Below are 26,569 nucleotides of genomic sequence, written 5' to 3' on the forward strand. Positions count from 1 at the left end.
TATCGGTCAAGACGGCGACACCGCACCGTCGCTGCGCGCCCACCTGCGCAGCATGCCTGCGCACTGGTGAGGATGCCGCGGTGTGATGGCCGGCGCAGTGCTGGCAGGTGCATGGTCAGGCCGATGCGGCGATCTGGCGGGTGAAGGCGACATAGCCGTCCAACCGCGCGCGCGCCGAGCCATCGGCCAGCACCGCGCGGGCGCGCACGACGCCGTCTGCGATGCTCTCGGCCACACCGGCCACGTATAGCGCAGCGCCGGCGTTGAGCGCGACGATGTCCAGGGCGGGGCCGGGCACGTTGTCCAGCACCTGCAGCAGCATCGCGCGCGATTGCGCAGCATCGGCCACCTTGAGGTTGCGGCTGGCCGACATGGCGATGCCGAAGTCTTCCGGGTGCACTTCGTACTCGCGTACCTGGCCATCGCGCAGTTCGCCCACCAAGGTGCCGGCGCCGAGCGAAAGCTCGTCCATGCCATCGCGGCCCCACACCACCAGTGCGCGCTCGGCGCCCAGTTCCTGCAGCACACGCGCCTGGATGCCGACCAGATCCGGGTGGAACACGCCCATCAGGATGTTGGGCGAACCGGCGGGGTTGGTCAGCGGGCCGAGAATGTTGAAGATGGTGCGCACGCCCATTTCGCGACGCACCGGCGCCACCACCTTCATGGCTGGGTGATGCACCGGCGCATACATGAAGCCGATACCGGTGTGCGCCAGCGAGGCCGCCACCTGCTCGGGTTGGAGCTCGATCACCGCGCCCAGCGCTTCCAGCGCATCGGCACTGCCGGACTTGGACGACACGCTGCGGTTGCCATGCTTGGCCACCTTCGCGCCACCGGCCGCAGCCACGAACATCGCGCAGGTGGAAATATTGAAGGTGTGCGAGCCATCGCCGCCGGTACCGACGATATCGACCATGTGCTGGCGATCACTCACCTCTACGCGGCGCGAGAACTCGCGCATCACGGTGGCGGCGCCGGCGATCTCGCCGATGGTTTCCTTCTTGACCCGCAGCCCGGTGAGGATGGCGGCGACCATCATGTCCGACACCTCGCCACGCATGATCTGCCGCATCAGCTCGACCATTTCGTCGTGGAAGATTTCGCGGTGTTCGATGGTGCGCTGCAGGGCTTCTTGCGGTGTGATGGGCATGGGAACAACCATGGCAGAACGTGATGGGTGGCTACGCAGGCGACGTGCGCCGCGCTCGATCAGTGTGGGAACGCGCGGAAGCTAGCAGATGTACCAAGGCCAAGCAGCTGCACCTGTGGCGATCATTGGCCTGGACGCTTCATGCGAAAGCGTGCCTGCGGCTGCACTTCGTAGTAATCGGCCGGCCCGCCTGCGCGCAGAATCGTCTGCACCGCGGCCGGGTCGTAGATGCCCTCGTACAGTGCCGACGCCGCCAGATGCACGCCGACGACCTCGCCCAGCACCAACCAGGTCTCGATGGCGTGGCCGGTGGCGGTCTGCAGCGGCAGCAGCTGGCTGAGCCGGCATTCGAAGCTCACCGGGCTGGCGGCAACCCGTGGCGCAGCGATCAGGCGTGATGGCGCCATCTGCAGGCCGGCAAGATCGAATTCGTCGACTTCGGAGGACACCATCGCCGCGCTGGCGTTCATTGCTTCGGCCAGCGGGCGGGTCGCCAGGTTCCAGGTAAATTCGCCAGTGGCCTCGATATTGCGCAGGCTGTCCTTGCGACCGATGCTGGCAAAGCCGACGATCGGCGGCGTGTAGTTGAAGGCATTGAAAAAGCTATACGGCGCCAGATTGGCAATGCCCTCGGCGCTGCGCGAGCCGATCCAGCCGATCGGTCGCGGGCCGACGATGGCATTGAACGGGTCATGTGGCAGACCGTGGCCCTGGGTCGGCTCATAGAAATGGACGTTGTGGTCGGGCTGGTTCATCGTGAAGCGATCTCGGGTGACTGCGACGCGCGCAGGCATTACTGGGTGGGAAAAGCGCTGGTTGCATGCGTCGGCGTGGCCGTCCGCGAGCGGCGGCGCAGCGTCTCGTAGACAGCTGCGCTCCCCACTGGTGCGTGGATGCCGATGCAAGCTGCGCCGATGACGACCATGTGCGCGAGGACCATCGCGATCAACGCTGCAGAAAATTTTTCAGCAGTGCATGACCGTGCTGGGTCAGGATCGACTCGGGATGGAACTGCACGCCTTCCACCGGAAACTGGCGATGGCGCAGGCCCATGATCTCTTCCACCGAGCCGTCCGGATTTTCGGTCCAGGCGGTGACTTCCAGCGCGTCCGGCAGAGTGGTCTTGTCCACCACCAGCGAGTGATAGCGCGTGGCCTCGTAGCTGTCCGGCAGGCCGGCGAACACGCCCCTGCCTTCGTGGCGAATCGGCGAGGTCTTGCCGTGCATGATGTTGCCCGCACGGATCACATCGCCTCCATACACCTGACCGATGCTCTGGTGGCCCAGGCACACGCCCAGGATCGGCGTGGTCTGCCCCAGCTGTTCGATCAGCTGCAGCGAAATGCCGGCCTCGTTCGGCGTGCACGGACCGGGCGAGATCACGATGCGCTCGGGCCTGAGCGCGGCGATCTGGTCGACGCTCATCGCATCGTTGCGCACCACCGTCACCTCGGCGCCCAGCGCCTGCAGGTACTGCACAAGGTTGTAGGTGAAGCTGTCGTAGTTATCGAGCATCAGCAGCATGGCAAAGGACTCATTGCGCGATCAGGAAGACCGCATAGATGTTTTCGGTATAGGTAATGGTGCCGGTCAGCAGACTTTCGCCAATGCCCTGTGCACCCGCGCTTGGAGCGGGCGGCGGCGGTGGGGCCGGTGGAGATGGCGGAGACACTACCGAGCCCGGCCTTGGCGCATTGGGGGCCGACCAGGTGCCTGCTTCGACGCCGTAGGCAAAGCTGGGGGCGACATCGGAAATGCTGTAGATCCCACCAAGGCGCACGCCATAGGCGGCCGCGAGCCCTTGGGCGGATTCGCGCGACTGCGTAGCAGCTTCGCGCTTGAGCTCAGCGCGCAATGCAGCTGCATCACCGTAGGCGGTCTGCATCGACAGCACCTGCACGGACTCACTGGCGTCCAAGCCGCCCAGAAAAGCACGTACATCCTTCAACGATGTAAAGGTGCCGCGGATCTTGCGCTCCACCCGGGTCCCTTCGAAGACGGACTTGCCTGCCTCGTAACGCGACTGCGGGGCAATCGTCAGCGCGGAAGCATAAAGCGAATCTTTGAGTACGTGATTTCGCTGCAATCCATCCAGAACACCCCGTGCACGGTCTTCAACGAACTTGCGCGCCAGATCGGGCTGCGGATCGGTCTTGCTGACCTTAAGGTCCATGATGAAGCGATCCGGGTCCACTGTGCGGAACGCCTGACCTTTCACCAGCAAATGCGGCTGCGAAGGCAAGGTATTGATCTGCGCTGCGCCCACGGCGGGCAGGATCAGGGCAGCGGCAAGCACCCAAGCGATGATCTTTTTCATTGTCGTCTTCCTTGATGTCTATTCATGGCCCTGCACGGCAGGACCCTGCAGCAGAGCTGCAACATCCGCACATAGGCGATCCACCGCTTCGGGCATGGTGGCCCACGACGTCACGAAGCGGATCACGTGGCTGCCGTCGGCGCGCACTTCCCAGCGCTCGAAGTCGTAGCGTTGTGCCAACTGCGCAGCGTGTTGCGCGCTGACGGCGATGAACTGTTGATTGGTTGGCGAGTCGCTGGTGAAGTGCGCGCCGGCCGCGAGCAGGCCGGCGCGCAGGCGTTGCGCCATGGTGTTGGCGTGCGCGGCCAGTTCGAAGAACAAGCCGTCTTCGAACAAGGTGGCGAACTGCGAGCCGAGCACCATACCCTTGGCCAGCAATGCGCCACGCTGTTTGATCAGGTAACGCAGATCGGCCTGCAATGCGGGATTGACGATGACCAGTGCTTCGCCGAGCAGCGCGCCATTCTTGGTGCCGCCGATGTAGAACGCATCGGTCAGTGCGGCAATGGTGGGCAGATCCAGATCGTTGCCGTTGGCAGTCAGCGCGGCACCCAGGCGCGCGCCGTCCAGGTACAGCAGCAGATCGTTTGCGCGGCAGAATCGCGACAGCGCGTCGAGTTCGGCGTGCGTGTAGATGGTGCCGCTTTCGGTGCTGTTGGAGATATAGACCAGGCGCGGCTGCACCATGTGCTCGTTGCTGTGCACCTCCAGCACCGGCGCGATCAATGCAGGCGTCAGCTTGTCGTGCAGCGCAGGCACGGTGAGCACCTTGTGGCCGGTGGCTTCGATGGCGCCGGTTTCATGCGTGGCGATGTGCCCGGCCTCCACCGCAATCACCGCCTGGTGCGGGCGCAGGAACGCGCTGATCGCAATCAGGTTGGTCTGCGTGCCACCGACCAGCAGATGCACATCCGCGTGCGGTTGCGCAACGGCAGTGCGTATCAACTCTGCAGCACGTGCGCTCAGCCGGTCGGTGCCGTAACCGGCGTGCTGCTCGGCGCTGGCCTGCACCACCGCCTGCAGCAGACGCGGATGCGCGCCTTCGCTGTAGTCGTTGCGGAAACTGATGCGCGCTCCACTACCCTGCCCGTCCATCACAGGCCCTTGGCCGCCTGGGCAACTGCGCGGAACAGTGCGCGGCCCTTGTTCATCGTCTCCTGCCATTCCAGGTCCGGGTCGGAGTCGTAGACCACCCCGCCGCCGGCCTGCACATACAGATAGCCGTCCTGGATCACCGCGGTGCGGATGGCAATGGCGGTGTCGGCATCGCCGTGCCAGCCGATGTAACCGACCGCGCCGGAGTACACGTTGCGCTTGACCGGCTCCAGCTCGCGGATGATTTCCAGCGCACGGATCTTCGGCGCGCCGCTGACAGTGCCGGCCGGGAACGTGGCGCGCAGCACGTCGCTGTAATTCAGGCCGGCCTTCAAGGTACCGGTCACTTCGCTGACGATGTGCATGACGTGGCTATAGCGTTCGATCACGAACTGCTCGCCCACCTTGACCGTGCCCGGTTCGGCGACGCGACCCACATCGTTGCGGCCCAGATCGATCAGCATCACGTGCTCGGCGCGCTCTTTCGGATCGGCCAGCAATTCTTCTTCCAGCGCCTTGTCCAGCTCCGGCGTAGCACCGCGCGGGCGAGTGCCGGCGATCGGGCGCACGGTCACCACGCCATCGCGCAGGCGCGCCAGGATTTCCGGCGAGGAGCCGACCACCTGGGTGCCGCCGACATCGAGAAAATACATGTACGGCGACGGATTCAATGCGCGCAGTGCGCGGTACACATCCACCGGGCGCGCGCGGAACGGCACGCGCAGCCGCTGCGACGGCACCACCTGGAAGATGTCGCCGGCACGCACGTATTCCTGTGCCTTGCGCACCACCGCGTGGTACTCCTCGCGGGTGAACGAGGAATGGAAATCCGATTCGTCGATGGCATCGGAAATCTGCGCCTGCGGATAGCCGGCGCCGCCCTGACGCAGGCGGTGCGCCAGTTCGTCCAGACGCCGGTTGGCGCGCACATAGGCCTGCGGCTGGCGCGGGTCGGCGTGCACGATCAGGTACAGCCGGCCCTTGAGGTTGTCGAACACCGCCAGCTCTTCGGAGAGCATCAGCAGGATGTCGGGCGTGCCGAGTTCGTCGGGTTTGTCGCCACTACCCAGCCGCGGCTCGATGTACTGGATGCACTCGAAACCGAACCAGCCCACCAGCCCGCCGGTGAAACCGGGCAGGCCATCGAGTTGCGGCACCGAATGCTCGGCGCGCAAGGCATCGACTTCGGCCAGCGGGTCGGCGACCTCACGGGTCTCGATGACTTCGCCGTGCTCGCTGACTTCCAGCGTGTGGCCGCGGAAGCTGTACACGCGCCGCGCCGGCAGGCCGATGATGGAGTAGCGCCCGAAGCGCTCACCGCCTTCGACCGATTCGAACAGGTAGGTGTAGGCGCCGTCGGCGAGTTTGAGATAGACCGAGAGCGGCGTGTCCAGGTCGGACAGCACTTCGCGGACAACGGGGATACGGGTGTGACCTTCAGCGGCCTGGCGCTGGAACTGCTCTGCAGTGATCAAGACGACTTTCCTTCCGGGACTCTGTGGCGGGGCGGACGACGGCAACGGGCCACCATCGCCACCAGCGGCGAGCGGAAGAGAAGGAGCGTGGGGTCGTCAGGCGGGACACCCGGGTACTGTAGCGCAAGTGTCGGCCCAGGGCAGCAGGCCGGGGCCAAGGCGGTGCGAATTGCGAAGGCGGGCTGGGTTGTGTGAACTTGCGCATTGGCTGACGTCGGACGCGGGCAGCGTGCGTCGGGGTGTGGGTGTGGTGCGCTGTAGGAGCGGTTTGCTTTGGGGCGTAGGTCGTGGTGGCGGCGCCAATGTCGGCGCAGGGACCCTCACCCCAACCCCTCTCCCGGCGGGAGAGGGGCTTAGGGCCGCTTGCTGGTTGCTGCGCTTGTGACGCAGCCACTTCGGGTGTGCCGCCGTTGCTCAGCTTGTGACGCAGCTATTCGCTTCTGCCGGCATTGATTGATTTGAGTGCGACTGTCCGAAGCCAGCTAGCCTTGATCGTCGAGATGGAGTGGCTACCCGTACGCGCGCATGCATCGACCGGGCGATCGCACATCAGCACAGGCCGATCACGCTCTTCCGATTCCCGATTCCCGATTCCCGGCACTCAACCCCCGACCAATGGACAATCGGCAGGCAAATGCATCCGCAACCGCGCCGGGACGCAGGCGATGCGGAAATGCAGCGAAGTTTCCGGTTCGCCGTCCAGGTTCAGGGTCAGCGGTTGGTGGGACGCGATCTCCAGCCACGGCACGCGGGCGCGCACGGCCACGCGTTCCAGGGCCGCCTGCTTGCCGCCGGTGACCAGGGTGCCGAGGGTGGCAGCCACTTCGCCGTTGAGGGCTGGGACGATGGTGACATCCAGCAGGCCGTCGTCGATCAAGGCCTCCGGGCACAGCGCCTGGCCGCCGCCGGCCTGGCGTCCGTTGCCCAGGCCCAGCGCGATGAATTCGCCGTCCCACTCAAAGTCCGGGCCGCTGAAGCGGGCGCTGATCGGGTCGATCCGGCCCAGTCGCGACATGCCGGTGATCAGATAGGCCAGCCCGCCGAGCATCTTCTTCAGACCTTCGTCGGTTTCCACGGTGACCTGGGTGCCGAAGCCGCCGCTGGCGACGTTGGCGCACCAGTGCGGGCCGTGCGCGGTGTCCAGGCGCAGCAGGTCGATCGCCTGTGCCGGGCGCTCGGCGATCAGGCTGAGCGCCTCGAAGGGTTCGATGGGAATCATGGCCGCCGTGGCGAAGTCGTTGGCGGTGCCCAGGGGCACCAGGCCCAGCGATGGCAGGGTGGCCGCGTCGGCGTCGTGATGCGCCAGGGCGGCAGCCACTTCGCTGAGCGTGCCGTCGCCACCGGCGGCGATCACCGTCTGCACGCCGTCGGCCACCGCCTCGGCGACGTAGCGCTCGGCATCACCGTCTTCCCAGGTGACCCGGACCTCGAGCTGCAGACCGCGCTTGCGCAGCGTTCCCACCGCCTCACGCAGGTCCAGATTGTCGGTGGACTTGCCGTTGAGGATCAGACGCCAGTGGGACGGGACCATGCGCGCTGCCGATGCTGTAAGGGTGATTGGCGCAGGCTAGCAGCGCGCCACTCGGGGGATCGTGAATACGTGCTGTCGCCCGGCTGTCATTGCCATGTCATGGCTGACCCGGAGGATAGAAGGCCATAGCAGGGACGACGGGCGGAGGCAGGATCAGCCTCCAATTTTCTTGAAGGCCGCTCCGATGGGGCGGCCTTCCTTTGTCAGGCAGGTTGCCCAGCGCCGGTGGCGCAGCGCAGCGCCCGCTCAGGTGCCGGCGGCAAACGCGGCCAGGCGTTCGCCATCGAGCCGGTAGACGGTCCAACCGTCCATCGGGCGGGCGCCGACCGCCTGGTAGAAGTCGATGGCCGGCTGGTTCCAGTCGAGCACCGACCACTCGAAACGCCCGCAGCCGCGCTGTACGGCCAGTTGCGCCAGATGCCGCAACAGCGCAAGGCCTGCACCCCGCCCGCGCGCCTGCGGGCGCACGAACAGGTCTTCCAGATACAGGCCGTTGCGGCCCAGCCAGGTCGAGTAATTGAAGAAATACACCGCAAAACCCAGCGCCTGGCCGTCCTGCTCGCAGATCAGTGCGTGCGCGGTGGCGCCGTCGCTGAACAGGCTGGCGTGTAGATCGTCCTGAGTGGCCGTCACCGCATCCGGCTCGCGTTCGTAGACCGCCAGTGCGGTGATCAACTCGTGCAACAGGGGCACATCCGCGGGCGTGGCACTGCGGATCTGCGGCGCGGGCTGGCTCATCGCGCCGCGTCCACGGCCGCGCGCATCTGTGCGATCACCTGGGCATAGTCGGGCGCGTTGAAGATCGCCGAGCCGGCCACGAAGGTGTCGGCACCGGCCGCGGCAATCGCGCCGATGTTGTCGGCCTTGACCCCGCCGTCGATTTCGAGCCGGATCGGCTTGCCGGTGGCGTCGATCTTGCTCCGGATGGCACGCAGCTTGTCCAGCGCCGAGGGGATGAAGGCCTGCCCGCCGAAGCCCGGGTTGACCGACATCACCAGCACCAGATCCAGCTCCGGTAGCACCCAGTCCAGGATATCCACCGGCGTGGCCGGGTTGAGCACCAGCCCGGCCTGGCAGCCGTGCGACTTGATCAGCTGGATGGTGCGGTGCACGTGGCGGCTGGCTTCGGGGTGGAAGCTGATGGTGGTGGCACCGGCCTCGGCGAAGTCCGGCACGATGCGGTCCACCGGCTCGACCATCAGGTGCACATCGATCGGGGCGGTAATGCCGTGCTTGCGCAGCGCCTGGCAGACCATCGGGCCGATGGTGAGATTGGGCACGTAGTGGTTGTCCATCACATCGAAGTGCACCCAGTCGGCGCCGGCCTTCAGGACGTTGTTCACCTCCTCGCCAAGGCGGGCGAAATCAGCGGACAGGATGGACGGGGCGATCGCCGTCGATTGCATGGGCAGCTCGTAGGAAGACGGAAACCGCATTGTCGCAACCCGGCCCCGACGAGGAAAGGCGTGCATCCGTGGCGGGCTCTGCTGCGTATGCCCTTGACCGGCGCGCCGCGCCCGACTTGAGGAGACTTCATGAAAACCACCCCGCTCGCCTCCGCTGCCATCGTCCTGCTGGCCCTTGCGCCATCGGCCTGGGCGCAATCCGGCCCGGCCGACTGGTCCGGCTTTTCCATCGGCGCCAATGTCGGCGGTGCCGATCCGGCCGGCGTCTCCGGCGGCCGCTTCGGCTTCGACACCAACCTGGATGGCCGTGACGGCGATCAGGTCAGCACCGCCACCGGTGCCGATGCGTTTTCTCCGGGCTTCTGCGGCGGGGCGGCCGCCGGCCGCACGCCGGCCAGCGGCTGCAGCAAGGACAAGGGCGGTGCCGAGTACGGTGCGCGGCTGGGCTACGACTGGCAGGTCGGCAACTGGGTCTACGGCGTGGTGGCCGAGTACACCCGCAACGACATCCGCGACAGCGTCAGCGCCTTCAGCACGACGCCTGCGCTGTACACCTTCACCCGCCAGCTCAACCGCACCGCCGCGCTGCGCGGCCGGATCGGCTATGCGTTCGGCGAGCAGGGCGACTACCTGGCGTATTTCACCGCCGGCGCGGCCCGCGGCGAGTTCGATCACAGTTTCGTCAGCAGCAACACCGCCAACAGCTTCACCGGCAGCGGCGGCGACAGCGCCAATGGCTACCAGGCCGGTGTTGGCCTGCAGCGTCGCTTGAGCGACAACGTGTCGGTGGGCGTGGAATACCTGTTTACGCGCCTGCAGGACGAAGACACCCGGGTGCGCGTCGGGCCGGGCACCGCGCCGGCGACCAACCCGTTCCTGCGTGTCAATCCGGCCGGCACCGATCTGCGTCGCACCGATACGGACTTTTCCACCAACGCGGTGCGGCTGACGGCCACTTACAAGTTCTGATTGCTGATTCGCAGTGCTGTTTCCCGGCCAGCGCTAGCTGCGCCTTGTAACGCGGCTTGATGTCCTGGCCAGACCTGCGAATCACGTATTACTTCTGCGTATCGCGCCAGGCCCCTCTTCCGCCAGGGGTGAGAAGGCACACGCGCCACTGGTGCGTGTGCCTTGGAGCGCCGGCGCCGCAAGCGCGGGCCGTGGCACGCAGCGGGGGCTGGGATGAAGGTACGGTCGACCCATCGGCGACTCAACTTCCCCACTGACCTTTCACACCGTTCTGGCGGTACCCACACACAACCACGCGCCATGCGATCAGCGCTTGCGCATCCGCTGGATACGATCGTAGGCGGCATTGATCTGGCTGGCCTTTTTCTCCGCCTGGCGGCGCGCTTCCGGCTCGGCGTTGGCCACCTTGTCCGGGTGATAGCGCGACATCAGCCGCCGATAGGCCAGGTCGATCTCCGCCGTGGTCGCGTCCGGCTCCAGCCCGAGGGCCTCATACGGGTTTTCCGCACGCCGCTTGAACCAGCCGGCATCCACCGCGTGGCCGATGGCCAGGCCGATCATCAGCCCCACGAACGGCGCGCCACGGAACAGCAAGGCGCCGGCCAGTGCGCCGAGCAGTTTTCCGTACCAGGACATGGGCGATCGGCGTGGGGAAGGCGGGTTGGCGATCTTACCCGAACGCCCGTCCGGCCTGGCTGACGGGCCCTCTACAGCCGGTAGGCAGAGCCGTCCGACAAATCCCAGCAGGGCGCCACGAAGCGCCGTACACTACGCGGCCCGCTGCCCACCCGCGGGCCCGCCGGGTCCCGGGGACAGCGTCATAGCGACGTCCTTAGGAGTGCCTGTGTCGACCACGCTGTTGCAATCCGATCTGCCCGGCCTGCCGTTGCGTCACCGTGGCAAGGTCCGCGATGTCTTCGATATTCCGCGCGACCGCCTGCCCGCCGACGCCCCCCCGGGCGACTACCTGTTGATGGTGGCCACCGACCGCCTGTCCGCCTTCGATGTGGTGCTGCCGGATCCGATTCCGGGCAAGGGCGAGATGCTGTGCCAGGTGTCCAACTTCTGGTTCCACAAGACCGACCACCTGATGCCCAACCACCTGGTGGACATCAGCGTCGAGCAGGTGCTGCCCGACGGTGTGGACCCGGCCCTGTACGCCAAGCGTGCCGTGGTGACGCGCAAGCTTAAGCCGGTGCCGGTGGAAGCGATCGCGCGCGGCTATCTCATCGGCAGCGGCTGGAAGGACTACCAGCGCACCGGCAAGATCAGCGGCATCGAATTGCCTGACGGCCTGCGCCAGGCCGAAAAACTGCCCGAACCGATCTTCACCCCATCGACCAAGGCAGCGGTCGGCGACCATGACGAGAACATCGACTTCGATGCGATGGTCAAAACGGTGGGCGCCGAACTGGCCGAACGCGTACGCGATGCCACCTTGCGCATCTACCGTTTCGCCGCTGATTTTGCCGCCGAACGCGGCATCCTGCTGGCCGACACCAAGTTCGAGTTCGGCACCGATGCCGATGGCCGCCTGTACATCATGGACGAGATGCTGACCCCGGACTCGTCGCGCTACTGGCCGGCCGACCAGTACGAAGTGGGCGCCAGCCCGCCGAGTTACGACAAGCAGTTCGTGCGCGACTATCTGGAAACCCTGGACTGGGGCAAGACCGCACCCGGCCCCAGCCTGCCGGCTGACGTCATCGATCGCACCCGTGCGAAATACGCCGAAGCACTGCAGCGACTGGCGGGGATTTCGGTCGATTGATGCTGTAAGCCCCGGAGACGGGGCTTTGGTCGGGCGGTCGAGGGGGGGAGATGTGCACTGGCACATCCGAGCGCAGCAAATGACAGCGGACGCGTAGCCGATCACACGGCAATGCCGTGCCATCGCCCCTTCATCAATGCGGGCCGGCGGTGGAGGCCGGCGCATTCACATGACGCAACCGGGCCGCCGATAGACTTTCGCCCGCGCACATGCCGCCCCGATACGATCAGGAGGATCCATTGGCTAGTTTCCGTACGTCCCTGCCTGCTCTGGCATTGAGCCTTGCGCTTGCAGCCTGCTCTGCACAGGCGCCGCCGGCAGCCTCCACCGCCCCGGAATCGCGGGCCACTGCCTCGGCGACCGCACCTGCCGCAGCCGCAAGCGCGGCCCCAGCGCCCGCAACCTCAGCCAGCTGTCCCGATGCCGACTTCCCTGCCTTCTTGAAGCGCTTCAGCGCAGAGATCGCAGTCCAGGAAAAGGCGACGGCCGACCCGTTGACCATGATCCAGATCGACTCCGAGGCGCAGCCCGAGCCGGCACCCGTGACGCACGAGGTGCCATTGGCCCAAGTCAAATGGCCCGTCATTCCTGACCTGGCAGCGGTGCGCAGCAGCGGGCGCGAAGTGGTCGTCTCCCAGCAAGGCAACGGTCAGCAGGTGATGATCCGCACCCCCGACACCGGCGACCAGCAGGTCTACCACTTCGCCCAGCGCCCCTGCTGGACATTGATCAAGGTGGACGATCAGGCCCTGTAACCGGCGCGCTTGCCGGCACCGCCACCACCTACGTTTCAGGAGACGACCTTGCATTCATTTCGATTGACGTGCCCGGTGCTGGCCACTGCGCTGGCCATTGCGCTGGCCGCCTGCAACGGTCCGCAGGCTGCGGCAGGTGCGCCCGACACGCCGGCGGCCACTGCAGCCGCTGCGACGTCGCAGCCGTCCCCCCCCGCTTCACCACCTTCCGCCACATCGACACAAGGGACTGTACCCATGGGCACGATCGACTCCTTCGTTCCTGCTGGATCGAAGGCTCTGGAAACCATCCGCGGCGATCTGACCGGCGCGGGACGCTCCGATGCGTTGCTGGTGGTATCACCGCCATCCACCGGTACCGAGAAACTCGGCGAGGGAACGCCGCGCACGGTGATGTTGCTGACCCAACAAGCCGATGGCGCGTTCCAGAAAGCGGCGGAAAACAGCAAGATCGTGCCATGTGCCCGTTGCGGCGGCCTGGCGGGCGACCCGTATGCGTTTTCACGCATTCAACCCGGTCAATTCACCATCTCCATCTCCGGCGGATCGCGCGAGCGTTGGGCCGATGACTTCACGTTCAAGTATTCGGCAGACAAGCGCACCTGGCTGCTGGACAAGGTGGTACGTGATCTGTCCGATACCGAGACCGAACAACACAACACGCTGGAACTCACCACGAACGATTTCGGCATGGTGGCGTTCCAGGAGTTTGATCCCGCCACGCTGAAGAAGGCAGCGGCCCTGAACGAGGCCGCGGACGAGAAAACGAATTAAAGGGACGTAATGGTTGGCGCGGACAAGGAAGGAGTCCGTTATTTCATGTTGCTGAGAAATGAGGAGTTACACCATGGCAACCGATCGCGAAACAGGGCTGCTGCAGTCGGCCTATGCAGCAGGCATTACCCAGCCCAAAGAGCTGGCAAACTTCATGGCCCAGGTCGGCCATGAATCAATGGGCCTCAACCGGCTTGAAGAAGGGTTCCGCTATACGCGCGGGCCGTCGCAAGTCAGCTCGAAAGTGCGGTCAGCACTGCGCGAAGGGCCGGAGGCGTTGGAAGAAGCACGTCTGGAAGCGCTGCGTGGCCAGCCGGAAAAACTGGCCGAGCTGATGTACGGCGGACGCATGGGCAATACCGAACCCGGCGATGGTTACCTCTACCGTGGCCGGGGCTACATCCAGCTCACCGGCAAGGACCAGTATCGCGCCGCAGGCGAAGCGCTGGATCTGGATCTGGTGGCACATCCCGAACTGGCCGCGCAGCCAGAAAATGCCTCGCGAATCGCCACCTGGTACTGGCAGAACAACGTTCCCCAGGCCGCCAGGCAGGACGCACATGCTGCCGGGGTGGCGATCAATGGCGGCGACCCTCCGAACGGACTGGCCGATCGCGAAAACCGCTTTGCGCGCTGGCAGCGCGACATCACGCCGGAGCTGATGGGCAAGCTCGAACACGGCCAGCTCGGCCAAACGGTGGCGCCCGCGCAGCATGCGGCGCATGCACCGGTGCAAGCGGCAGGGTCGGGATCGTTCCAGACCACCATGGAGCGCATGCTGCCTCCGCAGAACGGCGTTGCGCCGCATATCACCGGTCACTACGGCGAGCACCGTAGCGCACGCGATCACGGCGGAACCGACTTCAATTACCAGGGCGGCCAGACCGGCCGTAATCTTCAGCATCCGACAGTGCATTCGCCCGTGGCAGGCACGGTCACGTTCGCGGGTGGCAATTACGGGACCGTCAAGATTCGCGATGCACAGGGTAACTCGCACGAGATCCTGCACCTGGACGGACTCAAGGTGAAGGAGGGCCAGACGCTGGCGGCGGGCGATGCCATCGGCACGATGGGTGGGCGCGGGCCGAACGGTAACAGCCAGTACGCACAGCATGTGCATTACCAGCTGCGCGATGCCAACGGCAAGCTGACCAGTCCGGAGACGTTCTGGAATCAGGGCCACCAGCAGGAGTCGGGGGCACGCCACGCACAGCCAGCGACAGCGGCCGGCAACGGCACGCTGCGTCATGGCGAGCAAGGCGGCGAGGTCGGCAAGCTGCAGCAGGACCTCAACCGCCTTGGCGTGCGCGATGCGCAAGGCAATCGGCTTGCCGAGGATGGGCGCTTTGGCGACAACACGCGCGAAGCGGTGATGGCGTTCCAGAAGCAGCATGGACTGCAACAGGACGGGATCGTTGGCCGCAACACGCAGGCGGCGTTGTCGGCTATGCCGGCACACACGCAGGCGCCTACACGTGAGGCCCCGGTTGCAGCGCCGACCGGGCCCTCGCTCACCGATGCGTCGCATCCGGACCATGCATTGCACAACGCAATCCGCAGCAGGCTGCCGAGCATGATCTCCAACGATGCGGCCGCCCATGTCACGCTGCAGGCCAAGCAGAACGGCATCGACAGCGCGGACAAGCTGCAGAGCGTGACGGTGCAGGATGGCAAGGCGTTCGTCATGGGCACCACGCCGGGTTTCCGTGCGGCGGTGGATCTGAACCAGCCTGCGCCGCCGCTGGAGCAGACCAGCGCGCAGCTGCTGGCCGGCCAGGCGCAGCAGCACCAGGTCCGCGAGGAGCAGCAGAAGGTGGCAATGGGTGCGCGCTGAGGTGTGACGGGTGCAACCAAAAAAGCCGGCCAGTGAATGGCCGGCTTTTTCATGCCCGGCTACACGCGTCGGCGCGATTGCATCCTGTCTGGCAGCGGCCGACACGGTGCGCGTTGTGAGCACCGCGACCATGGCGCGCCGCATGGACTATGAGCAGTGAGCGATCTGCAACGCTCGACGCATTCCCAGTCATCGGTCGTAGCGCACGTGTTGCCAAGCGACGTTCAAGCAGGACAGATCGGTAAGGCGACCGGCCATCCATCGCAGTGCGATACGTTGCCCAACGCAATGTGGCCCGACGCACAGAACGCACTACGCCGGTAATTTTTACTATTGCAATGTCCGGGACTGTGCAAGGTTGTCTGCCGGCACCTGCTGCCGATCGCGACCGGCCGTGCGTCATCTCGCCGGTTTTTGCATTGCACGTTCTGGGAGAGAGTCGTCATGCAATTCCATGTACTGGGCGCAGCCATCTGCTGCGCGCTATCGTTTTCTGCTGCCGCTGGTGCGGCCGATCTTTCTGCAAATGCGGCGGTCACGCGTGCGCAGACGCTGCTGGGGAATACCGCGTCGGCCATGGCCAATCGTGCGCCGGCCGATGTCTTTGTCGCTCGCGACAGCATCGTCGATGCCGATGGCAGCGAGCACGTGCGCTTCGATCGCACTCATCGGGGGCTGCCGGTGATCGGCGGCGACGTGGTGGTGCACTCGCGGCGTGGGGTGATGCGCCAGTTGAGCCAGACTCTGGACACGCCGGTGCGTCCGGACCTTGCGCCCGGCATCGACGCCACCACCGCGCTGCGTGTGGCCGGCGCGCAGTTCGATGTGCCGCAGGATGCCGCGCCACGTGCAAGCCTGGCACTGTACGCGCGCCAGGGGACACCACAACTGGCGTACGAGGTGATCTACAGCGGCATCAAGCCGGATCAGACGCCGACCGAAATGCATTACATCGTCGATGCGGTGGACCAACGCATCCTCGACGCCTGGGACACGGTACATACCGCCTGCGCGGGTGGCACCAGTGCCGCCGGCACCGGGCGTTCGTTGTACGCGGGCAGCGTGGGCCTGGCGACCACGCGGTGCAGCAGCGGCTTTGAGATGACCGATCTGGGCCGCGGTGGCGGCGCCACCTACAACATGCGCAACAGCACCTCGGGCAACGGCACGCTGCTGACCGATGCCGACAATGCGTGGGGCAGCGGCGCCAGCAGCGACACCACCACGGTGGCGGTGGATGCGCACTACGGGGTGTCGCTGACCTGGGATTACTTCAAGACCACCCACGCGCGCAGCGGCATCGCCAACGATGGCAAGGGTGCGCGTAGCCGCGTGCATTACGGCAGCCGTTACAACAATGCCTTCTGGTCGGACAGCTGTTTCTGCATGACCTTCGGCGATGGCGACGGCAGCACGTTTACACCGCTGGTGTCGGTGGACGTGGCCGGGCACGAGATGACGCACGGGGTGACCAGTCGCTCGGCAAGGTTGGTGTACTCGGGTGAGTCCGGCGGCCTGAACGAGGCCACCTCCGACATCATGGGCGCAATGGTGGAATTCTCCGCCAACAACAGCGCGCAGCCGGGCAATTATCTGATCGGCGAGAAACTCATCGCCGGCAACAGCAGCGGCACGCTGGCCTTGCGCTACATGTTCAAGCCGAGCCTGGACGGCGATTCGCCCGATTGCTATCGCAGCAATCTGGGCTCCATCGACGTGCACTACAGCTCCGGCGTGGCGAATCATTTCTACTATCTGCTGGCCGAAGGGGCGGTGGTGCCGAGCGGTTTCGGCACGGGCACGAGTTACAACCTGACCCCGGCCGGGCTGGTCTGCAACGGCAATACCGCGCTGACGGCCATCGGCCGCGCCGCTGCCAGCCGCATCTGGTATCGCGCGCTCACCGTCTACATGACCTCCTCCACCAACTACGCAGCCGCGCGTCGGGCCACCCTGAGCGCGGCCACCGATCTGTATGGCGGCACGTCCACGCAGTACCGGGCAGTGGCTGCCGCCTGGAGTGCGGTGTCGGTCAACTGACCTGCACCGGTCCCTGCCACGCGATTGCGACGTCGCAGGGACCGGTCTTCTGCGCAGTGCCACCACGGCCGTTCGCACGCGTATGCTTGGGTCATTCCTGGGAGGGAACATGACCGAACGCACCACGACCGCGCGACCGATCGACCGCTATTTCGCCAGCTATTCCGACGACCACCGCAACGACACCAATCAGCTGATCCACGTGGTGGCGGTGCCGGCGATCCTGTGGTCGGTGGTGGGGCTGCTGTGGTGCATCCCGGTGGGCGGCACCTGGTTCAGTAGCGGGGTCTGGGCGGCGCTGGCGATGTTTGCGGCGTGGTCGTACTACAACCGGCTGTCGCGCCCGCTCGGGCTGGGCTTGCTGGGGATCTTCTTTTTCTTCGGCTGCCTGTGCCGGCTCATCGAAGGCCGGATCGGTCTGGGCGGCGTGTTCTCCAGCGCGCTGTCGGTCTTCGTGCTGGCGTGGATCGCCCAATTCGTGGGGCACCGGATCGAAGGCCGCAAGCCGAGCTTTCTCACCGACCTGACCTATCTGCTGATCGGGCCGATCTGGGTGTTGGCCAAGGTGTACCGGCAGCTGGGGTGGCGTTACTGAGAGGAGCGGTGGCGCAAGGCTTGCGCGCTGTCAGCCGGCGCCATGCGCAGCGTTGCCTGCGGGCCATCGCCTCGTTGCGCAGCGCGCGACGCGGCGACTGGCGCCTCATGGCCTGCAAGCGCGTCTGATCCGGGCATTGCCGGCCAGGTCTGCGCGTTATTCGCCGATGCCGAGCTCTTCCGGCAATGGCCGGAACGCGCGCGGTGCGTAGCCGAAATCGCGACGTGCCGGCTCCAGGTCGAAGACCAGATCGTCGCGCATGCGCTGCAACGCGGCCGCATTCATGCCACGCAGCCGCCCCAGGCGCTGCGCCGTGGTCAGCGCGAAGCCGAACAGGCCCGGCGGCACCTGATACAACCGCGCCGGTCGCGGCAATGCCGCCAGCACGCGCTCCACCATCTGCGTGTAGGCCAGCACTTCACCGCCGCCCACGGCATAGCTGCGTTGCTGGGTGGCAGGTTGGCCGATCACCGCCAGCGCAGCGCTGGCCAGGTCATCCACGTGCACCGGCTGGCGCAAGCCGGTGGCGTTGGCGGGCAGGACGAACGCACCGGTGCGCTGCGCCAGCCCGGCGATCTGCGTCAGCGTCTTGTCGCGTCCGGCACCGTACACCAGGGTCGGACGCAGCACGGTGGCAGTGGCACCGCGCGCCTGCGCTGCGGAAAACAGCGCCTGTTCGGCATGGGCCAGTCGCTGCGCCACGTCGCGCTCTGCGGCATCGATGGAATGTTCCTTGACCTCCACGCTGGTGGAGCCAAACGCCACGATGCGCGGCGCAACCACCGGGTTTTCTGCATACCAGCGTGCGAAATGGTCCAACGGCCCGCAGCTGAAGATCACCTCGAACGCCTCGCCCGCGGCGGCCGGCATCGCCAGATCGCCTTGTCTCCAGATCAATCCAGCGCGCGCGGCGCGCGGCTGACGCGACCAGGCGGTGACCTGCCAGCCGCGACTCAGCAGACGGGTCAGCAGGCGCTCGCCAATCTGCCCGCTGCCGCCGAACACCAGGGCGCGCGGCGCAGAAACGGCAGTGGTCGGAGCGGGATGGGTAGCGGTCACAGGGCAACGGTGCAGGCGGGAATGACGGCAGCATACCCAGTACACCGCGCAGTTGCGTAGCCATCTGGCGGCCCATCCGCGCGTGATGCAGCACCGGCGTTGACACGGACGTCAGTCAACGGTTTGTTAAGCTCTCTGGCCTGCTCGCGAATCTTGTGTTCCCTGCATGCCTTTTTCGTTGGAAATTCTGCTTGCGCTGCCATTCCTGATGGCGGCCGCCGCTGCGCTGTTCCGGCGCGCGCCGCGTTCGATCACCGCGTGGTTGGCTGCGGCCGCGCCGTTGGCGGGGTTGCTGGTGCTTGCCACACTCACGCCGGCAGTGCTGCGCGGTGAGGTGATTGCCAGCGAGCATGCATGGTTGCCGCAGATCGGCTTGCTGTTTTCGCTGCGGCTGGATGGCCTGGCCTGGATGTTTGCGCTGCTGGTGCTCGGCATCGGCGCCCTGGTGGTGCTGTATGCGCACTACTACCTGAGCGCACGCGATAGCGCATCGCGTTTTTTTGCGTATCTGCTGCTGTTCATGGGCGCAATGCTCGGCATGGTGCTGTCGGGCAATCTGCTGCTGTTGATGGTGTTCTGGGAACTCACCAGCATCAGCTCCTTCCTGCTGATCGGGTTCTGGTCGCATCGCAAGGATGCGCGCGAAGGCGCACGCATGGCGTTCGTGTTGACCGCCGGTGGCGGGCTTGCCCTGCTGGGCGGGGTCTTGATGATCGGCCGCATCGTCGGCAGTTTTCAGCTGGACGCGGTGCTGGCCGCCGGCGATGTGATCCGCGCCAGCCCGCTGTATCCATATGCATTGGGCTTGGTGCTGCTGGGCATTTTCACCAAGAGCGCGCAGTTTCCATTCCATTTCTGGTTGCCGCACGCGATGGCGGCGCCCACGCCGGTGTCGGCGTATCTGCACTCGGCCACGATGGTCAAGGCCGGCGTGTTCTTGCTGGCGCGGCTGCACCCTGCGCTGGCCGGCAGCGACCTGTTCTTCTATACGGTTACCAGCATCGGAGCGATCACGTTGTTGGTGGGAGCGTGGTACGCGATCTTCCAGCATGATCTCAAGGGCGTGCTGGCGTACTCGACCATTTCACACCTTGGCCTGATCACGATGTTGTTCGGCCTGTCCACGCCGATGGCGGTGGTGGCTGGCGTGTTCCACATCCTCAACCACGCGGTGTTCAAGGCCTCGTTGTTCATGGCTGCGGGCATCATCGACCATGAAACCGGCACGCGCGACATGCGCAAGCTGGGCAATCTGCGCCGTTTGATGCCCGTCACCAGTGCGCTGGCGATCATCGCGTCGCTGGCCATGGCCGGCATTCCGTTACTCAACGGATTTTTGTCGAAGGAAATGTTCTTCGCGGTGGCGCTGGAAACCGAAGCGCCGCAGCTGATGCGCATCCTGGCGAGCATCGCCGCCTTGCTGGCCGGCGTGCTTGGCGTGGCCTACAGCCTGCGCTTCGTGCACGACACGTTCTTTGGCGATGGCCCGCTCGATCTGGACACCACACCGCACGAGCCGCCGCGCTGGATGCGCATCCCGGTGGATGTGCTGGTGCTGATTTGCCTGGCGGTGGGCATCGTGCCGGCCTGGACCGTGGCGCCGGTGCTGCGCGCCGGTGCCGGCGCCATTCTCGGCGATGCACTGCCCGAGTACAGCCTGGCGCTGTGGCATGGCGTCAACTGGCCGCTGGCGATGAGCATCGCCGGCATGATCGGCGGGGCGCTGCTGTACGTTGCGATCCGTCGCATGCTGGATCTGTACGCGGTGCAGAACCGCTCGCCCGGCAAGGCCCTGTTCCACTGGAACCTGCGCACCTTGTTCAGCGCCACCGCCCGCATGACCGATGCGGTGACCAACGGCAACCTGCAGCGTATGCTGATGCTGCTGGTACTGAGCGCGGTGGTGGTGGCACTGGTGCCGTTCCTGCAAGGGGGCGCGCTACCGGAGTGGCCTGCGCCCACGTCCATGCCGCTGCTGGGCTGGACGGTGTGGCTGCTGTTGATCGCGTGCGCGTTGGGCAGCCTGTTCCTGTACAAGCAGCGCCTGCTGGCGGTGCTGGTGCTTGGTGGCACCGGCCTGGCGGTCAGCCTGACCTTCGTCTTCCTGTCCGCACCGGATCTTGCATTGACCCAGCTGCTGGTGGAGATGGTCACGCTGGTGCTGATGCTGCTGGCGATGAACTACCTGCCGGAGCGCTCGTTGCCGGAGCGCGCGCGGCTGCGCAAGTGTCGCGATGTCGCCATCGCGATCATTGGCGGCACCGGCCTGGCCGCGCTGGCGTATACCCTGATGACGCAACCCACCCACACCGTGGCCAGCGAGTTGCTGCAACGCGCGTTGCCCGAGGCGTATGGGCGCAACGTGGTCAACGTGATCCTGGTGGATTTCCGCGGCTTCGATACCTTCGGCGAGATCACCGTGTTCGCGATTGCCGGGCTGGTGGTGCATGCGCTGCTGCGACGCTCGCGGATGGCACCGGAGCGCACCATGCCGGGGCCGGCGATCCGGCTGCCGGTACCGGCGGACCTAGCGCAGATCATGTTCCCGCTGACGCTTACCGTGTCGCTGTTCCTGTTCTTGCGCGGCCACAACGCGCCTGGCGGGGGCTTCATTGCCGGCCTGGTGCTGGCGGTGCCGTTGTTGATGCAGTACGTGATCCAGGGCACCGCGTCGGTGGAGTCGCGCTTCGGCTTCGACTACATCCGCTTGATCGGTATTGGCCTGTTGTGCGCATTGCTGAGCGGTGCCGGTTCGCTGCTGTTCGGGCTGCCATTCCTGAGCAGCGGCCATGTCGATCTGCCGCTGCCGCTGCTGGGCGAGCTGGAGCTGGCCAGCGCCTTGGGCTTCGACGTAGGGGTGTACCTGGTGGTGTTCGGTGCGGCGATGCTGATGCTGTCGATGATGGGCACGATCAAACCGTCGCGCACGCGCAGTTCGCAACGCGGCGAAATCGATCCCACCCAACGTTCGACACGCACCGCGGAGCAGCATTGATGGAATTGGCATTGGCAAGCGCGATCGGCGTCCTCACCGCCCTGGCGATCTATCTGCTGCTGCGTGCGCGCAGCTTCGATGTGATCCTGGGGATGACCTTCCTGTCGTATGCGACCAACCTGCTGATCTTCGCCGGCGGACGGCTGCGCGCCGGTCAGCCGCCGGTCTTGCGCGATGGCGTGCCGGTGGATCTGGAGCACTACACCGACCCGCTGCCGCAGGCGCTGGTGCTGACCGCGATCGTGATCGCCTTTGCGATGACCGCGGTGAGCCTGGTGCTGGCGATCCGCAGCCGCAGCGACAATGGCAGCGACCACGTGGATGCGCATGAAGATGCCGCCACCGGTGTCGATACGCGGCAGGCGCGGCGATGAACCATCTGCTGATCCTGCCGATCCTGATCCCGATACTGGGGGCGTCGGCGTCGCTGTTCGTCGAGCACCGTCGCTACGGGCCGCGCGTGCAGCGCAGCGTGGCCTGGGTGAGCATGGGCTTGCTGGCCGCCGCGGTGCTGGCGCTGTTTGCCCGCGCTGCCGAGGGCAACGTGCTGGTGTACCTGCTGGGCGATTGGCCGGCGCGGTTGGGCATCGTGCTGATGGGCGACCGGCTTTCTGCGTGGATGCTGTTGACCACGCTGGTCCTGGGCACGGCCTGCCTGCTGCATGCCTGCGCCGGCTGGGACCGCCGCGCGCCGCACTTCCATGCGCTGTTCCAGTTCCAGCTGATGGGCTTGAATGGTGCGTTCCTGACCGGCGACATCTTCAATCTGTTCGTGTTCTTCGAAGTGATGCTGATCGCCTCCTATGGGTTGTTGCTCAGCGGCGGACGTGGCCTGCAGATGCGTGTGGGTCTGCATTACGTGGTGTTCAATGTGTGCGCCTCGACCTTGTTCCTGATCGGGCTGGGGCTGCTGTTCGGCGTGTTCGGCACGCTCAACATGGCCGAGCTGTCGCAGCGCATCGCCGAGCTGCCGGCGCAGGATGTGCCGATGGCCAAGGCCACGCTCGGACTGTTGCTGCTGGTGTTCTGCAGCAAGGCCGCCTTGTTGCCGCTGTACCTGTGGCTGCCGGAGACCTACTCGCGCGCACCGGCGGCGGTGGCGGCGCTGTTTGCGATCATGACCAAGGTGGGCCTGTACGCGGTCTTGCGCGTGTCGAGCCTGTGGTTTGGCGCCGGTGCCGGGGCCTTGCACGACTTCGGCCGACACGCGTTGCTGTGGCTGGGCATCGGCACGCTGCTGATGGCCGCATTCGGGGTGATGGCCGCCTCGCGGCTGCGGGTGATGGTGTCGTATCTGGTGGTGTTTTCCGCGGCGACCCTGTTCATCGCCTTTTCGCTCGACGACGCAGGCGCGCTCGGCGCGGGCCTGTATTACCTGCCGCACAGCAGCTTCGTGGCCGCGGCGCTGTTCATGGTCTCGGACCTGATCCGGCGGCGGCGTGGCAGCGCCAGCGACCGCAAGGAAGTGGTGGCACCGCTACCGGGCCGCGCCATTCCGGGCACCATGTTCATGGTCGCTGCCGTGGCGGTCGCCGGGCTGCCGCCATTGTCCGGCTTCCTGGCCAAGGCCGCGCTGCTGCAGCACGTGCCCGCAGGCCTGGTGGCGCCGGTCTGGAGCGCGGTCCTTGGCAGCAGCCTGCTGGTGGTGATCGGCCTGACCCGCGCCGGCGTGCGCCTGTTCTGGCGCGTGCCGGCGGCGGTGGAAGACACGCCCGAGCTGCAACCGCAGCGCCGTGGCCGCATGCGCCCGGTGGAAACGGCCGCCACGCTGCTGCTGCTGAGCGGGCTGGTAGCAATGACGGTCTGCGCCGGGCCGCTGATGCGCTACACCGACGATGCCGCAGCGCAGCTGCGCGACCCCGGCCGCTATGTGGAACAGGTGCGCGCGACCACCCCGCAACGGAGGCAGCCATGAACGCACGCGTGCCGTGGCGGCGCCGGCTTTTTCCATCCGCGCCGTTGAGCGTGATGGTCTTCGTGTTCTGGCTGCTGCTCAGCGACAGCTTCGGCCCGCAGCAGTGGGTGCTGGGCGCGCTGCTGGGCGTGGTGGTACCGATCTTCGCCGCACGGCTGGACCGCGAATTCGCCCGCATCGGCTCGCTACGCTCGGTGCCGCGCATGCTGCTGGTGGCCGCAGGCGACATCGTGCGCTCCAATATCAAGGTCGCGGTGCAGGTGCTCGGGCCGGAGTCGCGTATCCATCCCGGTTTCATCTGGGTGCCGTTGGATATCGCCAACATCCATGGCATTGCCGCGCTGACCAGCATGATCACGCTCACGCCCGGCACGGTGTCGGCTGCGCTGTCGGACGACCGCAAGTACCTGCTAGTGCATGTGCTGCATCTGGACGATCCGGACGCATTGATCGCCGAGATCAAGGCCCGCTACGAAAAGCCCCTGATGGAGATCTTTCCATGACCGGTCACATGTTCATCGAATCGACCATCGTCATCTGCATGCATGCGGTGGGCCTGGCCATCCTCATGGCACTGTGGCGACTGCTGCGCGGGCCGACGGTACCCGACCGCATCCTGGCGCTGGACACACTGTCCATCACCGCCATCGCCGAGTTGATGCTGCTGGGCATGTACCTGGATTCGCCGATCTACTTCGAGGCCGCGCTGGTGATTGCGATGCTGGGCTTCGGCAGTACCGTGGTATTGAGCAAGTACGTGCTGCGCCGGGACATCGTCGAATGATCGCGCTCACCGAATATCTGCTGAGCGCGCTGCTGCTGGTCGGCACCTTCTTCATCCTGATCGGCGCCTTCGGGCTGGTGAAGCTGTCGGACTTTTTCAAGCGCCTGCATGCGCCGACCAAGGCCAGCACCCTAGGCGTGGGCTGCGTGCTGCTGGGCTCGGTGGGCTATCACCTGTTCCTGGGCGTGGACCCGCAGCCGCGCGAGTTGCTGATCACCGTCTTCCTGTTCATTACCGCACCGATCAGCGCCCACATGATGGCCAAGGCCGCGCTGTCGCTGATGATGGAAGATCGCCCGGAAGTGCCCAATCACGGCGAGATGGAAAACGAAGGCCTGCCCACGCCGGCCAGCGACGGCGATATCGGCGAGAACGAGGAAACCGCCGGGCAGCACGAGCGGCCGTCGTCCGAGCCGCGCTGAGCGTGCGGCTGCGGCAGCGGCTGCGGCTGCGCTGGCTAGGGCGCAGTGTTCTTGCTGCGCGTGGCATGCCGGAGCGCGCACTGCACCGGATCGCGCACTGCGACTGAGTCGGATCGCACCCGCACCCGCATCGTTGCAGGCCCGTCGCCGCCACGTTGCATGTCTGGCACGCGTTGTTGTAATTGAGGCAATGCCCGGCAGGTCGCGTGCCACGCTTCTGACCGATGGCGTCGCGCCCTGCTCGCACGCAGGCGGCTAACTGCAGCCCTCGACGTAGTCCACCTGGGGCGGCTGCCCGACTCGCCAGCTGCTCACCCTGCCCTCGGCATCGGTCTCGAATACCAGCGCCGACGAGGTGGCGGCATCGGCATGCCGCAGCGTCTGCGCGCCCGGCAGGTATTTGTGTGGCTGCGCTTCAAGCCCCTGCGGATACAACGCGCGCAGCTGCGCCAGCGTCATGCCGACCTTGCCGCCCCCTGGCGCAACTTCCTTGGGCTCAGTGGTCTGGTAACGGACCAGGCGATCGCCTTCGAACATGAAACCGAATTCCCGTGCATCCTGGGCCCATTGCGGACGCAGCAGGTAGCAGCCGCCGTCGCTGGCTGCACTGCCGCGCAGCTCGCCACCCCACGCCGTGCGCGCCTGCGTGGCATCCATGCCCAGGCGCAGGTCGCCGTAGCCATCCATCCGCGCAAGCGTGGTGGGCTGCGGCCGCACCTGCGGTGGAAACGTGCCTACCGGCGCCGTGGCCGGCGGTACCGCATCCGCAGGCTGGTCGTTGGCGGACGCCACCGGCGTGTGGGCCGCCTCGGCCGGCGCTGCTGCAGCCGGCGTGTCGTCCGCGCGATGGCAGCCTGCAACGACCAGCACCATTCCCAGCAAGCCAGACAATCTGGATGTCATCGATATGCTCCTGTGCGTTGGCCAAGCGTACACAGCGCGCAGGGTGGCGATGTGGAGGTGGAGGTCATTGCCACCGATGCTGACACTGGCACGTATGGTGCAAGGTGTCGCGCCAATGTCATCGGCGTTTCATTGGCAACGCTCACCCTGCCGGCTTCGCAGGATCGCCGCCATGACCCCACGCAAGACCGCACTCGCCCTGACTGCGCTGCAGTCGCATCGCAGCCCGCTGACCCTGCTGCAGCGCCGTGCGTTGATCCTGGCCGATGGCCAACGTGACTTGACCGCACTTGCGCAGTTGCTCGGCGACAACGGCACCGCGCTGGTGCAGACGCTGTGTGCAATGGGCTATCTGACGCCTGCCGACGACAGCGCGAAGGCAGCCGTGCCCGAGACCGCTGCACGGACCGCAGCTTCCTTGATTGCGACGGCGCCCACGGTGGTCCAGACCCTGCAAGCGATGCCCACCGCCGACGACCTGCACCGCCAGCGCCGGCGCGCGGCCACCAACGCCCGGCTGTATCTGCTGGACATCCTGCAATTGCAACGCAACCCGGCCGCCGCAGTGCTGCATCGCCAGCTGCAGGCGGCGCGTGCGGACGACGCGATCGGCATCGCCATCGGCGTGGCATTGCAGGAGCTGCCGCAGTTCACCTCGGCCTCGTACGCCGAACGCGTGCGGGCGCGTATCGGCGAACTGCTTCCGGAGGCGTTGCAGGCCGCCTGATTGCAGCCGCTTGTCGATGCGTGGCGGTTGACGCAAGGACAGGATCACT

26 protein-coding genes are annotated in these 26,569 nt (G+C 66.1%); 14 read left to right on the forward strand and 12 right to left on the reverse strand.

Annotated elements, in window-relative coordinates:
• Positions 1 to 115: 115 nt before the first annotated feature.
• The 9 genes from trpD to rpe form a co-directional block, all read right to left on the reverse strand.
• Entirely contained in the window at positions 116 to 1,153 is a 1,038-nt protein-coding gene (trpD, locus tag ABQZ09_RS08405; protein WP_184553261.1) for an anthranilate phosphoribosyltransferase, read from the reverse strand.
• A 122-nt stretch (positions 1,154 to 1,275) separates the two neighbouring features.
• Positions 1,276 to 1,908 (reverse strand): flavin reductase family protein, encoded by a 633-nt coding sequence (locus tag ABQZ09_RS08410; RefSeq protein WP_349776642.1) that lies wholly within the window; start codon positions 1,906 to 1,908, stop codon positions 1,276 to 1,278.
• Between the two features lie 190 nt (positions 1,909 to 2,098).
• Positions 2,099 to 2,677 carry an anthranilate synthase component II gene (locus ABQZ09_RS08415; protein ID WP_349776643.1) on the reverse strand — a complete coding sequence of 193 codons (579 nt, stop codon included), beginning with the start codon at positions 2,675 to 2,677 and terminating at the stop codon, positions 2,099 to 2,101.
• Positions 2,678 to 2,687: 10 nt separating this feature from the next.
• On the reverse strand, positions 2,688 to 3,470 hold the full coding sequence (locus ABQZ09_RS08420) for an SIMPL domain-containing protein (RefSeq protein ID WP_184388864.1): 783 nt from the start codon (positions 3,468 to 3,470) through the stop codon (positions 2,688 to 2,690).
• 18 nt (positions 3,471 to 3,488) lie between these two features.
• Positions 3,489 to 4,565, reverse strand: a complete 1,077-nt coding sequence (locus tag ABQZ09_RS08425; RefSeq protein ID WP_349776644.1) for a threonine aldolase family protein — start codon at positions 4,563 to 4,565, stop codon at positions 3,489 to 3,491.
• A complete protein-coding gene (gene trpE / locus ABQZ09_RS08430; RefSeq protein ID WP_349776645.1) occupies positions 4,565 to 6,040 on the reverse strand; it encodes an anthranilate synthase component I in 1,476 nt (491 codons plus the stop codon). The genes ABQZ09_RS08425 and trpE overlap by 1 nt, the downstream gene beginning before the upstream one ends.
• A gap of 601 nt (positions 6,041 to 6,641) precedes the next feature.
• The gene (gene yegS / locus ABQZ09_RS08435) at positions 6,642 to 7,571 is read right to left on the reverse strand and encodes a lipid kinase YegS (RefSeq protein ID WP_349776646.1); all 930 of its coding nucleotides are present in this window, start codon (positions 7,569 to 7,571) and stop codon (positions 6,642 to 6,644) included.
• Between the two features lie 246 nt (positions 7,572 to 7,817).
• A complete protein-coding gene (locus ABQZ09_RS08440) occupies positions 7,818 to 8,309 on the reverse strand; it encodes a GNAT family N-acetyltransferase (RefSeq protein ID WP_047693980.1) in 492 nt (163 codons plus the stop codon).
• A complete protein-coding gene (rpe, locus tag ABQZ09_RS08445; RefSeq protein WP_047693978.1) occupies positions 8,306 to 8,977 on the reverse strand; it encodes a ribulose-phosphate 3-epimerase in 672 nt (223 codons plus the stop codon). Before rpe ends, ABQZ09_RS08440 begins: the two co-directional genes overlap by 4 nt.
• A 129-nt stretch (positions 8,978 to 9,106) precedes the next feature.
• Between rpe and ABQZ09_RS08450 the strand changes: the two genes are divergently transcribed.
• Positions 9,107 to 9,946 (forward strand): outer membrane protein, encoded by an 840-nt coding sequence (locus ABQZ09_RS08450; RefSeq protein ID WP_047693976.1) that lies wholly within the window; start codon positions 9,107 to 9,109, stop codon positions 9,944 to 9,946.
• A gap of 306 nt (positions 9,947 to 10,252) precedes the next feature.
• Here the strand turns inward: ABQZ09_RS08450 and ABQZ09_RS08455 are convergent, their stop codons facing one another.
• A complete protein-coding gene (locus ABQZ09_RS08455; RefSeq protein ID WP_039412744.1) occupies positions 10,253 to 10,582 on the reverse strand; it encodes a J domain-containing protein in 330 nt (109 codons plus the stop codon).
• A 208-nt stretch (positions 10,583 to 10,790) separates the two neighbouring features.
• Here ABQZ09_RS08455 and ABQZ09_RS08460 point away from each other — a divergent pair, with 208 nt between their 5' ends.
• The 6 genes from ABQZ09_RS08460 to ABQZ09_RS08485 all read left to right on the forward strand — a co-directional run bounded on the left by ABQZ09_RS08460 (position 10,791) and on the right by ABQZ09_RS08485 (position 17,715).
• Positions 10,791 to 11,717, forward strand: coding sequence for a phosphoribosylaminoimidazolesuccinocarboxamide synthase (locus tag ABQZ09_RS08460; RefSeq protein ID WP_039412742.1), 927 nt, complete (start codon positions 10,791 to 10,793; stop codon positions 11,715 to 11,717).
• A gap of 500 nt (positions 11,718 to 12,217) precedes the next feature.
• Entirely contained in the window at positions 12,218 to 12,472 is a 255-nt protein-coding gene (locus tag ABQZ09_RS08465) for a hypothetical protein (RefSeq protein WP_349776647.1), read from the forward strand.
• Positions 12,473 to 12,709: 237 nt separating this feature from the next.
• On the forward strand, positions 12,710 to 13,246 hold the full coding sequence (locus ABQZ09_RS08470) for a hypothetical protein (protein ID WP_349776648.1): 537 nt from the start codon (positions 12,710 to 12,712) through the stop codon (positions 13,244 to 13,246).
• Between the two features lie 73 nt (positions 13,247 to 13,319).
• Positions 13,320 to 15,080 (forward strand): peptidoglycan-binding protein, encoded by a 1,761-nt coding sequence (locus ABQZ09_RS08475; protein WP_349776649.1) that lies wholly within the window; start codon positions 13,320 to 13,322, stop codon positions 15,078 to 15,080.
• 444 nt (positions 15,081 to 15,524) lie between these two features.
• Entirely contained in the window at positions 15,525 to 17,120 is a 1,596-nt protein-coding gene (locus tag ABQZ09_RS08480) for a M4 family metallopeptidase (RefSeq protein WP_349776650.1), read from the forward strand.
• 109 nt (positions 17,121 to 17,229) lie between these two features.
• Positions 17,230 to 17,715 (forward strand): Mpo1 family 2-hydroxy fatty acid dioxygenase, encoded by a 486-nt coding sequence (locus ABQZ09_RS08485; protein WP_349776651.1) that lies wholly within the window; start codon positions 17,230 to 17,232, stop codon positions 17,713 to 17,715.
• Between the two features lie 156 nt (positions 17,716 to 17,871).
• On the opposite strand, the gene ABQZ09_RS08490 is transcribed toward ABQZ09_RS08485, so the two are convergent.
• A complete protein-coding gene (locus tag ABQZ09_RS08490) occupies positions 17,872 to 18,774 on the reverse strand; it encodes an NAD-dependent epimerase/dehydratase family protein (protein WP_166749704.1) in 903 nt (300 codons plus the stop codon).
• Between the two features lie 166 nt (positions 18,775 to 18,940).
• Between ABQZ09_RS08490 and ABQZ09_RS08495 the strand changes: the two genes are divergently transcribed.
• Genes ABQZ09_RS08495 through ABQZ09_RS08520 form a run of 6 tightly spaced genes read left to right on the forward strand, consistent with a single transcriptional unit; the run spans position 18,941 to position 24,890 of the window.
• Positions 18,941 to 21,769, forward strand: coding sequence for a monovalent cation/H+ antiporter subunit A (locus ABQZ09_RS08495; RefSeq protein ID WP_349776652.1), 2,829 nt, complete (start codon positions 18,941 to 18,943; stop codon positions 21,767 to 21,769).
• On the forward strand, positions 21,769 to 22,143 hold the full coding sequence (locus tag ABQZ09_RS08500) for a Na+/H+ antiporter subunit C (RefSeq protein ID WP_039412723.1): 375 nt from the start codon (positions 21,769 to 21,771) through the stop codon (positions 22,141 to 22,143). Before ABQZ09_RS08495 ends, ABQZ09_RS08500 begins: the two co-directional genes overlap by 1 nt.
• Positions 22,140 to 23,684 (forward strand): monovalent cation/H+ antiporter subunit D, encoded by a 1,545-nt coding sequence (locus ABQZ09_RS08505; protein WP_349776653.1) that lies wholly within the window; start codon positions 22,140 to 22,142, stop codon positions 23,682 to 23,684. The genes ABQZ09_RS08500 and ABQZ09_RS08505 overlap by 4 nt, the downstream gene beginning before the upstream one ends.
• Positions 23,681 to 24,187 carry a Na+/H+ antiporter subunit E gene (locus ABQZ09_RS08510; protein WP_047693959.1) on the forward strand — a complete coding sequence of 169 codons (507 nt, stop codon included), beginning with the start codon at positions 23,681 to 23,683 and terminating at the stop codon, positions 24,185 to 24,187. The genes ABQZ09_RS08505 and ABQZ09_RS08510 overlap by 4 nt, the downstream gene beginning before the upstream one ends.
• Positions 24,184 to 24,468, forward strand: coding sequence for a K+/H+ antiporter subunit F (locus tag ABQZ09_RS08515; RefSeq protein ID WP_039412714.1), 285 nt, complete (start codon positions 24,184 to 24,186; stop codon positions 24,466 to 24,468). Before ABQZ09_RS08510 ends, ABQZ09_RS08515 begins: the two co-directional genes overlap by 4 nt.
• The gene (locus tag ABQZ09_RS08520; RefSeq protein WP_349776654.1) at positions 24,465 to 24,890 is read left to right on the forward strand and encodes a Na+/H+ antiporter subunit G; all 426 of its coding nucleotides are present in this window, start codon (positions 24,465 to 24,467) and stop codon (positions 24,888 to 24,890) included. Before ABQZ09_RS08515 ends, ABQZ09_RS08520 begins: the two co-directional genes overlap by 4 nt.
• 255 nt (positions 24,891 to 25,145) lie before the next feature.
• Here ABQZ09_RS08520 and ABQZ09_RS08525 read toward each other — a convergent pair whose 3' ends face one another.
• Entirely contained in the window at positions 25,146 to 25,793 is a 648-nt protein-coding gene (locus ABQZ09_RS08525) for a lectin (RefSeq protein ID WP_503018757.1), read from the reverse strand.
• 172 nt (positions 25,794 to 25,965) lie between these two features.
• Between ABQZ09_RS08525 and ABQZ09_RS08530 the strand changes: the two genes are divergently transcribed.
• Positions 25,966 to 26,520, forward strand: a complete 555-nt coding sequence (locus ABQZ09_RS08530; RefSeq protein ID WP_349776655.1) for a hypothetical protein — start codon at positions 25,966 to 25,968, stop codon at positions 26,518 to 26,520.
• Positions 26,521 to 26,569: the final 49 nt, after the last annotated feature.

Origin of the sequence: Xanthomonas sp. WHRI 6106 (genome assembly GCF_040202405.1) — a bacterium.
GTDB lineage: Bacteria > Pseudomonadota > Gammaproteobacteria > Xanthomonadales > Xanthomonadaceae > Xanthomonas > Xanthomonas cannabis.

What these genes read in the sequence shown, in the direction of transcription:
- trpD (WP_184553261.1), bottom strand. Translation starts at nt 1,153, where the DNA reads ATGCCCATCACACCGCAAGAAGCCCTGCAGCGCACCATCGAACACCGC.
- ABQZ09_RS08410 (WP_349776642.1), bottom strand. Translation starts at nt 1,908, where the DNA reads ATGAACCAGCCCGACCACAACGTCCATTTCTATGAGCCGACCCAGGGC.
- ABQZ09_RS08415 (WP_349776643.1), bottom strand. Translation starts at nt 2,677, where the DNA reads ATGCTGCTGATGCTCGATAACTACGACAGCTTCACCTACAACCTTGTG.
- ABQZ09_RS08420 (WP_184388864.1), bottom strand. Translation starts at nt 3,470, where the DNA reads ATGAAAAAGATCATCGCTTGGGTGCTTGCCGCTGCCCTGATCCTGCCC.
- ABQZ09_RS08425 (WP_349776644.1), bottom strand. Translation starts at nt 4,565, where the DNA reads ATGGACGGGCAGGGTAGTGGAGCGCGCATCAGTTTCCGCAACGACTAC.
- yegS (WP_349776646.1), bottom strand. Translation starts at nt 7,571, where the DNA reads ATGGTCCCGTCCCACTGGCGTCTGATCCTCAACGGCAAGTCCACCGAC.
- ABQZ09_RS08440 (WP_047693980.1), bottom strand. Translation starts at nt 8,309, where the DNA reads ATGAGCCAGCCCGCGCCGCAGATCCGCAGTGCCACGCCCGCGGATGTG.
- rpe (WP_047693978.1), bottom strand. Translation starts at nt 8,977, where the DNA reads ATGCAATCGACGGCGATCGCCCCGTCCATCCTGTCCGCTGATTTCGCC.
- ABQZ09_RS08450 (WP_047693976.1), top strand. Translation starts at nt 9,107, where the DNA reads ATGAAAACCACCCCGCTCGCCTCCGCTGCCATCGTCCTGCTGGCCCTT.
- ABQZ09_RS08455 (WP_039412744.1), bottom strand. Translation starts at nt 10,582, where the DNA reads ATGTCCTGGTACGGAAAACTGCTCGGCGCACTGGCCGGCGCCTTGCTG.
- ABQZ09_RS08465 (WP_349776647.1), top strand. Translation starts at nt 12,218, where the DNA reads ATGATCCAGATCGACTCCGAGGCGCAGCCCGAGCCGGCACCCGTGACG.
- ABQZ09_RS08470 (WP_349776648.1), top strand. Translation starts at nt 12,710, where the DNA reads ATGGGCACGATCGACTCCTTCGTTCCTGCTGGATCGAAGGCTCTGGAA.
- ABQZ09_RS08475 (WP_349776649.1), top strand. Translation starts at nt 13,320, where the DNA reads ATGGCAACCGATCGCGAAACAGGGCTGCTGCAGTCGGCCTATGCAGCA.
- ABQZ09_RS08480 (WP_349776650.1), top strand. Translation starts at nt 15,525, where the DNA reads ATGCAATTCCATGTACTGGGCGCAGCCATCTGCTGCGCGCTATCGTTT.
- ABQZ09_RS08485 (WP_349776651.1), top strand. Translation starts at nt 17,230, where the DNA reads ATGACCGAACGCACCACGACCGCGCGACCGATCGACCGCTATTTCGCC.
- ABQZ09_RS08495 (WP_349776652.1), top strand. Translation starts at nt 18,941, where the DNA reads ATGCCTTTTTCGTTGGAAATTCTGCTTGCGCTGCCATTCCTGATGGCG.
- ABQZ09_RS08500 (WP_039412723.1), top strand. Translation starts at nt 21,769, where the DNA reads ATGGAATTGGCATTGGCAAGCGCGATCGGCGTCCTCACCGCCCTGGCG.
- ABQZ09_RS08505 (WP_349776653.1), top strand. Translation starts at nt 22,140, where the DNA reads ATGAACCATCTGCTGATCCTGCCGATCCTGATCCCGATACTGGGGGCG.
- ABQZ09_RS08510 (WP_047693959.1), top strand. Translation starts at nt 23,681, where the DNA reads ATGAACGCACGCGTGCCGTGGCGGCGCCGGCTTTTTCCATCCGCGCCG.
- ABQZ09_RS08515 (WP_039412714.1), top strand. Translation starts at nt 24,184, where the DNA reads ATGACCGGTCACATGTTCATCGAATCGACCATCGTCATCTGCATGCAT.
- ABQZ09_RS08520 (WP_349776654.1), top strand. Translation starts at nt 24,465, where the DNA reads ATGATCGCGCTCACCGAATATCTGCTGAGCGCGCTGCTGCTGGTCGGC.
- ABQZ09_RS08525 (WP_503018757.1), bottom strand. Translation starts at nt 25,793, where the DNA reads ATGACATCCAGATTGTCTGGCTTGCTGGGAATGGTGCTGGTCGTTGCA.
- ABQZ09_RS08530 (WP_349776655.1), top strand. Translation starts at nt 25,966, where the DNA reads ATGACCCCACGCAAGACCGCACTCGCCCTGACTGCGCTGCAGTCGCAT.